We start from the raw sequence: 12,501 nt of genomic DNA, 5'->3' as shown, positions 1-12,501 counted from the left end.
GCGAATTGTTGACGCGTGACGGGCAATAACGCCCAAAAGCACCGATGGGCCGGGCTTTACGACGCATTCGGCCGAGCCGTATCTGGATGGATTACGTGGCGATCGCACGCTAACTAGATGCCACCAGCGGAAGCGAGAAAATAAAAAAACGAAGGCTGTGTTTGAAAAATCTTTTTAGCGGTATTTACGACATTTCGAATACATATTTTCATTAAATTACAAAAACATTCTAAAAAATTACATATTGCCGACGACAAAGATAATGACCCGATTCCGTATTGTGGCACTCGGTAATTGATGCTCGTAGCGCTTCCGCCACCTCTCTACATAATATTATGTTATTGAGTATTCTAAATCCTTATTCATCGGGCATTTAAATTCAAAATCCCGCTGAATCGGTAATTAGTGCTTGTGAACGGATCGTTTTTCAAAATCGCATAAGATTATGTTATTGGGTATTCGAAAACCTTATTCATGGGTATTAAAGTTGAAGCCCGGTTAAATGAAGATTCTTTATGTACGAGGATGCCTGCTACGAGCATAGGTTTATCGGCGCGAGGACCGCGAACTTGATGGGCTCCATGTCATTGACTGCGTTGCTAAGGTCGCCGGCGAACGCACTTTCGCAGCGGCCTGCTAACAGGTGGACATATCCGTCCTCCGCAACAGGCGTTCGGGCAGCTAGTCGTTAAGATCACTAAGCTATGTCAGCGGCGCGTTCTATGTGCTCCAGCCGTTAGCCATGAGCTTGCCGCGCTGGAAGCTCAAAACGGACATTGCCGGGACGATCACAGGTTCACGACGGTCCGAGCGCGGCGTCGCAGCCAGTTCAACCAGACTGAGCTCGTATATGCCATTTGAGGGTCCGGGCCTGATCTCCGCCGTTATCCGCCACATTCAAGTCAGATTCGGACAAGCGCGACGAACGAAGCCCAATGTAGCGTGATGGGAGCAAGAGGAAGGGTCGCCGATGTGTATCAATGCGGTCTACAAAACATACCGGGATACAAACCTCTGACTTAATTGCACTATTCTTATACGAACGATCCGGCCGCATCAAGAGTCGGTGTCGACACTTGCCACGAGGGGTTCGGAATGAACCTGTTATCTTTTCGCACGCCGATCCTTTACCCGGCTTGTCATCGCTGCGGCAACGCGTTGACGCGAGGCGAAGAAGAATGCCCGCATTGCGGTACAAATCAGTCACGGGCATTGCGCGCACCGAACTCTGGCGACTTCAACAACGGCAGCGTCATGATGATGTCCGGGCACATGCTCGTGCCCTATCCGAGCGTGCCCGACGAAGTCGACGCGGCAATGAATATCGCGCGAGAACGTGCCCGCGTCGTTCGGCGCGTGGCGTTCGGTGTAGCGGGTGGTGGACTGCTCGCCGCCGCACTGGCGCTGACTTACGCGCCCGGCCTGAGGTCGCCCGTGGTTCAAAGGCTTGCTGCACTGCCAGAGCCTGCGACGACACCCGCATTCGTTCCGGTAGTACCCGACAACGCGCCGAAAGCCGCCGCACCGGCGAGCACAACGACGGTCGTTGCTGCAGCAAAGCCAGCGCCCCCGGTCTCGGTGAGCGCTGCCAAGCCCCCGGCGGCGACTCTCGCTGTGGCGCCTGCTGCGACCTATGTGACGGCCCCCGCACCGCGCCAAACCCCAACCCAAACCTCGACGCAAACGCCCACACCCGCACCAACGCTCGCACCGGCATCGAATCCGGCAACCGAGATGATCGCGTCGCTCATGAAGAAGCTGACGGCCACGATTGCAGCGTTGCGGACGGAGATTTCAACGGTCGTCATGAGCCCGGCGACGGAACCCGTTACCAAGGCGACACTGGACGCACCAGCCCCGATAATCGCGACGACAGCAACAACACCAACGACGACACCGAACGAGACGAACGCGCCAAGCCCGGTGGCTGCGCCCGTATCAAAGAGCCGGAATGACGTGGCAGTTGGCGCGATCACGCCGAGCAACTCAACACCGCCGACACACCCAACGCGCCCAACGCCCCCAACGCCCCCAACGCCCGTCACGCTCGCGCAAAACACGGCTTCGCCACCATTAACGGTCTCGACAAACACGCCGAGCCCCGCGCCCGTCATCAGCACTCCTGCCCCGCTCGCCGCCCTGCCGCCCGCGCCGAGCCCTAACGCTGTTGCCGATGTCCCTATCGCCAGCCATGCGCCTCAGCCGTCCACGCGGGCGGAACAGGAACTGCCGAAGCTGTCGTTGCCGCCGGTGTCACCGGTGATCGCCACTGAGCGTCCGCCGGTGGGCAGCCCGGAGGAAGGCCTCTACTTTGCCCGCGTCGCGCTCGCCACCAACAACCTGAGCGCGGCTCATCAGAATCTCGCCAACGTGCCGGCGAATCAGGTGAACAGCCCCGACGTCCAGCGGGTCCGCGACGACCTCGCCCAACGTGAAGCCGCACGCGACGTCGCAATGCAACACGCCCGCGTGTGCGGCTCGTCGGCTTCATGGCGATGCGCACGGCGTTATGCAAAGGACGCGCTTGCTATCGACTCGAGCTACACCGACTCTCGCGTCTTCCTCAAGCATGTGGCCAGCAAGATTGCTGAAGCGAAGAAAGCTGCCGAAGCCGCGTCGGTCCAGACAGCGGCCATCACGCAACGCAGCCCGATGCATGCAGCGCCGATCCGCGAGGCCGTCGTAATCCCGCGCACAGCGACGACTGCGAACGCGAGCACGGGCAACGCACCAACAACCACCGGCGGCAGCGCACCGCACCTGTTCGCGAACCCGGTCGTGCGTGCGCCGCGCGAAACTCACGCAACGCGCGAGGCGCGCGAGACGCATTCACAGCAGGAAGTGCCTGAGCCTGTCGTGGAATTCCAGCCCAACGCAGAATCGTCAGAGTCGAAGGCTCCAGACAACGACGCGCCTATTCGCCCGGCCGGTCGCGGCGAGGCGCATTGAAATACATCGGGTGCAGTACGTGGAGGCTTGACCGGAGACACACACTCCGCGTCAAGTCCTCGCTCCAAATCACGCCCGCCTACCCCGCTGGAATGGTCACGATCGGCGTCTTCGCGTCCTGATTGGTTTCCGCCAGCGCCATCAACATCTGCACGACCGTGAATGCGTACTTCGAGTCGAAGTCGCGTCGATCAATCCAGTATTGCGACGGCCCGTATTGAATGTCGATATACGCATCTTCCGGCGCCTTCTTGCCCACATTGACAACGATCGTAGGCCGCGTCTCCACGCCGATCAATCCGATAGTCGGCTTGGTCGCCCCATGAGCCACCAACTCTTCCGGTACGCTGACTTGCGCACCGAGGTCCGTGAGAATTCCCAGCACAGAACGCGTGACCATGGGAATGCGCTCGCCACGCTCAGCCGATTGTCCATAAACAACCTCGTAGGTCTTGGTCTTCGGCGAAAGCTTGAGCAGCCTGCGCACCAACGCGAGATCGGCTGTCGTCTGTCCGTTCTCACCGCTCGTGGTCGCGCCAAGCGTGAAGTAGACACGCCCGCCTTTATCTTCATCGCGCGACTCCACGTTGAGCTGCCCGGCTAGTTGAAGTCGTCGCAATGCTTGGATCAGTTCGAAGAACTCCACGCTGCCGTTCCCATTCGGACCGCCCAGCGCATTCGCGTTCTGCAAGCCCCCTATCGACTGTGCCGTGATGCGCAACAGCAAGTCGATAGGAATAGCGCTCTCGGCGAGCGGCAATACAAGCGCCGGCGCAAGCGGGCGTATGTAAGCCGTTGCGAACGCCTGGCCTGTAGTCGGCGTGAACGTGAACGTGGGATGATTGGAGTATGAAACGCTGCCGTTGGCGGCCGCGAAATTCTGCGTGGTGTCACCGGCGCTGAGGTTGGAACCGGCGGTGGCATCGAAGGTATAAGCGGCAATGATCTGGCTCACGCTCAGGAACGCGGGCGAGTCTGCGAAGCGGATGCCCACTATCGCCGCGAGTATTTCGCGCTTCTTGGCTTCACCCAGCGCTCTCGCGTAATCAACCTGATCGGCCTTGAGCCGGGTGGGACCGATAGCCGTGCAGCCGCTGGCGGCAACGCAAATACACAATACAGAGGACAGTAGGGCTTTTCTTCTCATTCACGATCGACCATCGGTTAGTGTGGGCAGCAGGCTGCTGCCAACCAACGGCGGTCGTCGCAAATTCCGTTCCCTTCCGATCTGCTTTCTAAGCCGGGAATATCTGATCGAGAATACAGGCGCCAATGTTCCGAGTCGGTCAGTTGTCCGAACTCGCCGGTGTCTTCGCACGGGTGGCGCCGTTTGTGCCGGTCACGCCCGAGCCATTCGTAGCCTTCTCGGCTTTCTGAATATCGTTCGGATAGTTCGATTCGTTAGCAGACGGCCGATAACCATGCGCCTCGAGATTTTTCAGATCCGCCTTTTCTGACGCCCGCGTGGGGGGTGTCCCGCTCGGTTGCGCGGTAGACCCGTTCCCTGCAGTCTGCGCATAGCCGATGCTTGTGAAGGCTATAGAAAGTGCCGCGAATACGAATAACACTCGCGCAAAGTGAAATTTCGACATGGTCGTCTCCCGGGCTGTCGTGACCCATACAGCATCGGGCATGCCTGAAGCAGCGACGGCGTAGGGCGTGACCCCTGCTCGCAAGTCACTGACCATTCGCCTTGTCTTGCGCTCGGTGCAAGTTATCGGGGTAGTCGCTACGACCGTCGGCGGGGTTATAGCCGTTCTTCTCCAGCTTACTCAGTTCCGCCGAATTTTTCGCCCGCGCCGCTTTTCTATCGGCTTTGCGTTGCGCCTTCTGTGCTTGCTTCGGCGTTGGCGATGGCGTTGTATCGGTGCTTTGGGCGAACGCCCCGGGCGCCGCGCCCAGCACGATGCCGAGCGAGGCAAGAACCGTGATTGAAGCAACCCGTACGCGTGGCATGCTATCCGCCTCCTGTAAGAAGCAAGCACGCCCAGATCGGCACTACGCCGAGCCTGCTATCTATTCAAACGCGCCGCTGCGCGTTCAACGATCGCAGCGCGCTGAGCACGCCCTGCTTCGCCGCGACTCCACACCAGATCCACCACTGCCTTCGGCGCCGCGTCGGGCGTACCTGAATTAAAGGGCGGAGCGGGCGCATATTCCAGTTGAAGCTGAATTGCCTGCGCTTCGGTTTCGCCGATCAAGCCAATAAGCAGCGTCAACGCAAAATCGATGCCCGCCGTCACGCCACCACCCGTCATCAGATTGCCATCCTGAACAACGCGCTCTTTCACGGGAATGGCGCCGAAGCTTTCCAGGAAATGATGGGCTGCCCAGTGCGTCGTCGCGCGCCGTCCCTGCAGCAAACCAGCCGCTCCCAAGACCAGCGCCCCCGTACATACCGACGTGACGAAGCGGGCCTGTGCTGCCTGCCGCCGGATGAAATCGAGCGTGGTGTCGTCCTCCATCAGCTCGCCGACACCCACGCCTCCCGGCACGCACAAGACATCGAGTGCAGGGCAGTCTGCATACGTCATGGTGGGTGTCAGCACGAGACCGCTGCTCGCGTTGATCGGATCAAGCGTTTTCCCAATCAGGTGGACGGTCGCGCCCGGCACTGAGGCGAACACGTCATGCGGGCCGGTCAGGTCGAGTTGCTGAACCCGTGGAAAAACGAGGAAGCCGATATGCAGCGTCATGGCAATGAACCCTTAAAAGGAAGTAGACGCACACACAATACCTCGCTACGATTTGGCGAAATTGTCAATCAACCCTCGTTTCACGCCAACCCGGTTTCAAATCCATACCATGAGCAATGCTCCGCGCCGTATCGACATCCTTGCGTTTGCAGACGTCCAGTTGCTCGATGTCGCCGGACCGCTCCAGGCCTTCGCCTCCGCCAACGAACTCTCGCTGGCACGCGGAGCCGTCGCACCCTACATCGCGCGGGTGGTCGCTGCAGCCGCGGGGGAGATTCAAAGCACCGCGGGTCTCGGCCTGTTCGCCCAGCCCTTGCCTACTGCTCAACAACCCACGGACACGCTGATCGTCGCGGGCGGACGCGGCGTGCATGCGGCGTCGAAAGATCCGGCGCAAGTGACGTGGGTCAGGGAGCGCGCGGCTCAGTGCCGGCGGGCTGCGTCGGTGTGCACGGGCGCGTTTTTGCTGGCGGCTGCCGGCCTGCTCGACGAGCGTCGCGCGGTCACGCACTGGGCGCATTGCGAACACCTCGGCCAACGTTATCCGGCTGTCCGCGTGGACCCCGCGCCCATTTTTATTCGTGACGGCGCGGTCTGGACATCGGCGGGCGTGACAGCCGGCATCGACCTCGCGCTTGCGTTGATCGAGGACGATCTCGGGAGCGCACTCGCGCTCGATGTCGCACGCGAACTCGTGGTGTTCCTCAAGCGGCCCGGCGGCCAGGCGCAGTTCAGCACGACGCTGTCGTTGCAAAAAACGGGCGACCGCTTTAGTGACTTGCACGCGTGGATAGCCGAAAACATGTCAGCCGACCTGTCGATCGCGACGCTGGCTGAACGCACGGGCATGAGCGAGCGTAGCTTCGTGCGCCACTATCGCACGCAGACGGGGATCACGCCGGCACGGGCTATCGATCAATTGCGCCTGGAAGCTGCACGTCGCCTGCTTGGCGATACCGCGTTTCCGGTCAAGCGCGTGGCGGCACGCTGCGGCTTTGGATCGGAGGAAACCATGCGACGCAGCTTCCTGCGGTCAATGGGTGTCACACCGCAGGCTTACCGTGAACGCTTCTCTGCAGGCGGTGACGGTGAGGATGCACATGAATGGCGCGTCACGACGGCCGCGCAGGACTAGCGCCTACGGCGCCGCAGCAACACCATTCAGCACGGCCGTTCGAGCCTTCGCAGATGCGAAAGATTAATTCTTTCGCGATAATGCTGCATTGCGCTTCGCTCACAACTCACAATTTTTCCTCAATGTCCATTATCGATGTCCCCAACGACCCGCTCACGCGCGTGATCGCGCCCTATGGCGCGGGTCCCGCCGAACTCGCCCTCGCCGTCGGAGGCCTGGCTATCGGCACGGGTGAGTTCGCGTCCATGACCATCCTGCCGGTCATCGCAAACGGCCTCGGTACGTCGCTTCCCGTCACGGGCCACATCATCAGCGCGTATGCGTTGGGCGTGGTGATCGGCGCGCCGCTCATCACCATTTTCTTTGCGAAGATCCCGCGCCGCGCGATGTTGATCGGCCTGATACTGATGTTCGCGTTCGGCAATTTGCTCAGCGCGCTCGCACCGAATTACCCGCTGCTGCTGATCGCGCGCTTTATTTCCGGCGTGCCGCATGGCGCGTATTTCGGCGTCGCGGCATTGACGGCCGCCTCGCTCGTACCGCCCGACCGGCGCGCGCGGGCAGTCGGACGCGTGATGCTGGGTTTGACCATCGCTAATATATTCGGCGTGCCGCTCGCGACGTGGCTCGGTCAATGGCTCGGCTGGCGCGCGGATTTTCTGCTTGTCGGCACGCTCGGTATTCTTACGATGATTGGCGTACGCATCTTTCTCCCACCCATTCACGCAGGGGGCGCTACGCCGCGCCGCGAGCTTGGCGTGTTCCGGCGCCTGCAAGTCTGGCTGACGCTTTCTGTGATCGCGGTCGGCTTCGGCGGACTATTTGCCGTGTACACCTACATTACGCCGACGCTGCTGAACGTGACCCACGTAGCGCCCTGGCGGGTACCGCTGCTGCTCGGCGCGCTGGGGGTCGGCATGACGGCTGGCAGCCTGATTGGTGGTGTGCTGGCCGACAAGTCTCGGCTCTGGACCATCTTCGGCATGCTGATCTGGAATGCCGCCGCGCTGGCTGCGTTCGCGTATTCTTCGGCCAACGAATGGACAGCCACGCTCAACCTGTTCGCGATGGGACTCGGCATAGCCGTGGTCCCGGCGGTGCAGACGCGCCTGATGGATGTGGCCGGCGACGCCCAGACCGTCGCGGCCGCGCTGAATCATTCGGCCTTCAACATCGCAAATGCGTTGGGTGCGTGGGCGGGTGGCATCGTGGTCGCGATGGGTTTCGGCCTCGAGGCCACGGGCTGGACCGGTGCGCTGCTCGCCTGCGGCGGGATTGTGCTGCTGGGTGTTTCCGTAGCGGTGGAGCAACGCTCGTTGGCGTCGGGTCCTGCAACGGTATGCGGTTCGTCGGGTGCATAACGAATACCTGAGAATACCTAACCCTTACGAAAACTCTCAAGGCCCCAGCTGCACTGCCGTTATAGTAATCAGGTGCGTGCGAGCACAAACGAAGGAGCGGGCTTGTCCAAGCCCTCCAGTGTCCGGATGAAGAGTAGAACCATCGACATCGAACGAGATTGAATCAGGAGCCGCGGCAGCCGTCGGCTCGGAGCGCCGATGAACGTCTTTCCCGCGAACCCTGCCACGCCGATGGCCGACGACAGCAGCGACGCCTCCGCTGCGGACGCCGCTCGCGCGATCATCGACCCGGCACGGCGGACCCACGCGGACAGTTCGGTCGATGTGCTCTTACGCAACGCCCGCTTTCAAGTCGATACCACCACGTGGGCGTGGTACCAGGCGGGCGAGGACCTGCATCTCGCGGGCCAGGGCGATGCCGCGGAAGAGTGGCCCGGCTTTCTCACCGCCGACACCTTCCACGCCTTTTGCACGGCCCGGCGTCACTGTCTCTGGCCAACGGGCAGCGGCGAAAGCATCCTCGGCTGGCTGCTCGCACCCGCCAGCCACGCGGGGAATTTGACGCTTGCCAACTTTGCCCGCAGCCTGGGTGAAGCCCTGCAGACCGACGCGCTGGCACGCGCGCAAAATACCCAGCGCGTACTCTACGAAATCGCCTATCTCGCGAGCTCAGTGCGCGAACGATCAGCGTTCCTGCGCGGCGTGCACCAGCAACTCGCCACGCTGATCGATGCGGAAAATTTCTATCTCGCGCTTTACGATTCGCCAAGCGGCGAGATCACCTACCCCTATTACGTCGATGTGATCGACACCTACGCGCGCGAATGCGCGATGTACGACACGCTCGATCCATCACGTCTGTCGCTGACGGGCCAGGTTCTGACTTCGGGCCAGCCGCTCCTGATCGACGCCGCCGGAATCCTTACCGCCGAGCAGGAAGGCCGCTTTTTTTGCGTGGGGGATCGCCCCGAATTCTGGATGGGCGCACCGCTCAAGAACGCCTCCGACGAAGTCTTCGGCATGATCGCCATGCAGGTGTACGACGTCTCGCGAATCTATAGCGTGGAGGACCGCGCGCTTTTCCTGGTCGTCGCCCGGCACGTGGCAATGGCACTCGACCGGATCCTGCATCGCGACGATCTGGAAGAAACGGTATCGCGCCGGACTGCTGAGTTATCCGAATTAAATCGCGCGTTGAGGCAGGAGATCGCGGAGCGCAAACGGGCTGAACATCTGCAAGGGGCGTTGTTCCAGATCGCCGAATTGTCGAGCCGGCACGGCGACATGATGGAGTTTTTCCAGAGCTTGCACGGGATTGTCGGCGAGTTGCTGTATGCGCAGAACTTCTACATCGCGCTGGTCGACAGGTCGACGGCGACCGTGTCCTTCCCCTATTACGTCGACGAACTGCTGAACGACCATCCCACGCCACGACGTAACCGGCGCGGGCTGACCGAGTATGTGGTCAGGCAACGCCGCCCCTGCCTGATCGACCTCGCTGAAGCCACGCGGCTGGTGGATATCGGCGAAATGGAACGCTCGGGCGAGAGCATCAAGCTGCGTTCGTGGCTGGGCATTCCGCTGTTCGACGGCGACGTCGTGCGCGGCGTACTCGCCGTGCAAAGCTATTCCACGCGCGTGCGTTACTCGCTGCGCGACCAGGAACTACTGACGTTCGTCTCGCGCCATATCGACACCGCCCTCTCGCGACGCAGTGCCGCCGAAGCCCTGCATGCGGCCAACCATGAGCTTGAGGAGCGCGTGCAGAACCGCACCCGCGAGCTTGATCTGGCCAACGCCCGGCTGCAGCACGAAAACTCGCACGACGCATTGACCGGGCTGCCGAACCGCAGCCACTTGCTGCAGCGGCTGAGCGAGGCGTGGCTCGATCATCATGATGAAGGCGAGCAGCTGGCCGTGATGTTTATCGACCTCGACCGCTTCAAGGTGGTCAACGACAGTCTCGGTCATCATTTCGGGGACCTGTTGCTGATACAGGCCGCGGCCCGTCTGCGTAGCTGCCTGCGCGAAAACGATTTGCTCGCGCGCCTCGGCGGCGACGAGTTCGCGGTGCTGTCACCGGGTGCATCGCTCGATACCGCTGTGGCGATCGCGGAACGGATCCTGGCGGCGTTTGACCTGCCGTTTCATATAGACGACCACGTGGTGTTCTCGTCGTGCAGCATTGGCATCGTCAGTCCCGATAGCCAGTTTCACAGCGAGCCGGCCGATCTGTTGCGCGATGCCGATACCGCGATGTATCGCGTGAAGAATGGCGGCCGTGACAGTTTTGTCGTGTTCAACCACGAGCTGCGCCGCGAGGTGTCCGATCAGGTCGAACGCGAAGGAGCGTTGCGCAATGCGCTCAAGCGCGACGACGAACTCGTGCCATATTTTCAGCCTATTGTGTGCGCGAACAGCGGCCAGCTCGTGGCGCTGGAAGCGTTGATCCGATGGCGCCAGCCCGACGGCCGAGTCATCACGCCGGGCGAATTCCTCCCGGCGGTGGAAGGCTTGCGCCTGATCGGGCGGCTCGATCTCTACATGCTCACACGCGTCGCGGTGATCCTCGCGCAGCCGCAACACGCTGACTGGCCGCCGGTGCATGTGAACTGTTCGAGCTACAGCATGACGCGCCCGGAGTTCGCCGATGACGTCCTCGCCCTGCTCGCGCGACACGGTGTGGCGCCATCGCGGATCTGTCTCGAACTCACGGAAGGCGCGCTGGTTGCCGAGCCCGATCTGGCCAGGCGTTCAATGCAACGTCTCGCTGATCACGGCATGTCGGTGGTACTCGATGACTTCGGCGCGGGATTTTCGTCGCTGAGTTATGTGCATCAGTACCGCTTCAGCGGCCTGAAAATCGACCAGTCGTTTATCTTCGAATTGACGACCAGTCCGCGCAGCCGCGCAATCGTACGGGCAATCGTGCGGATGGCGGAGTCGCTGGACCTGACGGTCGTGGCGGAAGGCGTGGAAGACGCAGCCACGCTCGCGGTGCTGCGCGAGATGGGTGCGGCGCAGGCGCAGGGGTATTACTTCGCGCACCCTATGCCGCTGGAAGCGCTCTTGCTGACCACGCTCGCACCGCGCTTGCAAGTGCTGACTCAAGAACCTTGAGGGCTTGATCGTGAGTGCGCTGAGTGCGGGGAGTGGTTCACTCACTACGCGCCTTTGTGACTTCGCCTATCCTGTGAACTGATCCGTCACGGCGAGACTGCCCATGCGCCCTACTTCCGCCGACGCCCGCCGTCGACGTTTCCTCCTTGCCGCCGGCAGCGCGCTGCTGCCTTTGAGCGTGACTTCGGGCTTAGCACAAACGCCCGCTTCGGCCGCGCCGTTGCCGCGCATGAATACGCGCCCTATTCCGTCCACGGGCGAAGCGCTGCCGGTGGTGGGTTGCGGCACCTGGCGCACCTTCGATGTCGGCGACAATCATCAGGCGCAAGCGCCGCTTGCCGAGGTGCTGAGCATCCTGTTCGACAATGGCGGCTCGGTCATCGATTCATCGCCGATGTATGGGTCGTCGGAGGCGGTTGCTGGAGCGGTGCTGACGCGCGTCGGTGGGCATGGCCGCGCCTTTGTTGCAACCAAGGTATGGACCGAAGGCCGTGAAGCGGGCATCGCACAGATGGAAGAGTCGATGCGGCGTCTTCAGCAACCACGCATCGACCTGATGCAGATTCACAATCTGCTTGACTGGCGCACGCAGCTCGCCACGCTGCGTGAATGGAAGGCGCAGGGCCGGATTCGTTATCTCGGCATCACGCATTACACGTCGAGCGCGTTTGCCGATGTGGAAGCCGTGATGCGCTCGGAAACACTCGATTTTATCCAGATCAACTACGCTGCCGATGATCGTGTCGCCGAAGAACGCTTGCTGCCGCTCGCGAGGGAACGCGGGATTGGGGTGATCGTGAATCAGCCGTTCGGCGGCGGCGGTTTGCTGGGCAAGTTGAAGGGGCAGCCGGTGCCCGAGTGGAGCAAGGAGGTCGGGTGCACGACCTGGGCGCAACTGTTGCTCAAGTTCGTGCTCGCCCATCCGGCGGTGACCTGTGTGATTCCCGGGACCGGGCGGCCTGAGTACATGCGGGATAATGTGCGCGCCGGATTCGGTAGTTATCCGGATCAATCGATTGGGCAGCGAATTGCTTCGGCGGTCGGTTAAGGGTTTGCTCGCGCCGGTGGACAGGGGTTTGGGCGGGGTAGGTCCTGGGGTGCTGGGTTAGTGGTCGGGGTCTATGCCGGGTTGGTGCTTTCGGCGTTAGTGGTCTGCGTGAGTCGGATTTTCTCTTTATCACTGTTAGCCACTGTGCGTGGCGGCCCGTCATTTCTTTGTCCAAAGCGACAAAGAAACGAA

9 protein-coding genes are annotated in these 12,501 nt (G+C 61.4%); 5 read left to right on the top strand and 4 right to left on the bottom strand.

Features of this window, described 5'->3' with window-relative positions; genetic code table 11:
* Positions 1–1,095: 1,095 nt before the first annotated feature.
* Entirely contained in the window at positions 1,096–2,949 is a 1,854-nt protein-coding gene (locus tag GSQ93_RS00045) for a hypothetical protein (protein ID WP_158933656.1), read from the top strand.
* 79 nt (positions 2,950–3,028) lie between these two features.
* Here GSQ93_RS00045 and GSQ93_RS00040 read toward each other — a convergent pair whose 3' ends face one another.
* From GSQ93_RS00040 to GSQ93_RS00025, 4 genes are all read right to left on the bottom strand, one after another.
* Positions 3,029–4,096, bottom strand: coding sequence for a hypothetical protein (locus GSQ93_RS00040; RefSeq protein ID WP_158933655.1), 1,068 nt, complete (start codon positions 4,094–4,096; stop codon positions 3,029–3,031).
* A 139-nt stretch (positions 4,097–4,235) separates the two neighbouring features.
* The gene (locus GSQ93_RS00035; protein WP_158933654.1) at positions 4,236–4,541 is read right to left on the bottom strand and encodes a DUF4148 domain-containing protein; all 306 of its coding nucleotides are present in this window, start codon (positions 4,539–4,541) and stop codon (positions 4,236–4,238) included.
* An 85-nt stretch (positions 4,542–4,626) separates the two neighbouring features.
* Positions 4,627–4,905, bottom strand: a complete 279-nt coding sequence (locus GSQ93_RS00030) for a DUF4148 domain-containing protein (RefSeq protein ID WP_158933653.1) — start codon at positions 4,903–4,905, stop codon at positions 4,627–4,629.
* Positions 4,906–4,961: 56 nt separating this feature from the next.
* Positions 4,962–5,645 (bottom strand): DJ-1/PfpI family protein, encoded by a 684-nt coding sequence (locus GSQ93_RS00025; RefSeq protein WP_158933652.1) that lies wholly within the window; start codon positions 5,643–5,645, stop codon positions 4,962–4,964.
* A 109-nt stretch (positions 5,646–5,754) separates the two neighbouring features.
* Between GSQ93_RS00025 and GSQ93_RS00020 the strand changes: the two genes are divergently transcribed.
* The 4 genes from GSQ93_RS00020 to GSQ93_RS00005 all read left to right on the top strand — a co-directional run bounded on the left by GSQ93_RS00020 (position 5,755) and on the right by GSQ93_RS00005 (position 12,309).
* Positions 5,755–6,780 (top strand): GlxA family transcriptional regulator, encoded by a 1,026-nt coding sequence (locus tag GSQ93_RS00020; protein WP_158933651.1) that lies wholly within the window; start codon positions 5,755–5,757, stop codon positions 6,778–6,780.
* Between the two features lie 122 nt (positions 6,781–6,902).
* A complete protein-coding gene (locus GSQ93_RS00015; RefSeq protein ID WP_158933650.1) occupies positions 6,903–8,141 on the top strand; it encodes an MFS transporter in 1,239 nt (412 codons plus the stop codon).
* A gap of 198 nt (positions 8,142–8,339) precedes the next feature.
* Positions 8,340–11,261: an EAL domain-containing protein gene (locus GSQ93_RS00010; RefSeq protein WP_158933649.1), complete on the top strand. Its 2,922-nt coding sequence runs from the start codon at positions 8,340–8,342 to the stop codon at positions 11,259–11,261.
* A 103-nt stretch (positions 11,262–11,364) separates the two neighbouring features.
* The gene (locus tag GSQ93_RS00005) at positions 11,365–12,309 is read left to right on the top strand and encodes an aldo/keto reductase (protein WP_158933648.1); all 945 of its coding nucleotides are present in this window, start codon (positions 11,365–11,367) and stop codon (positions 12,307–12,309) included.
* The last annotated feature ends 192 nt before the right edge of the window (positions 12,310–12,501 follow it).

Source organism: Burkholderia sp. S171 (assembly GCF_009766085.1).
GTDB lineage: Bacteria > Pseudomonadota > Gammaproteobacteria > Burkholderiales > Burkholderiaceae > Caballeronia.
This window is presented reverse-complemented; position numbering and strand designations above follow the sequence as displayed.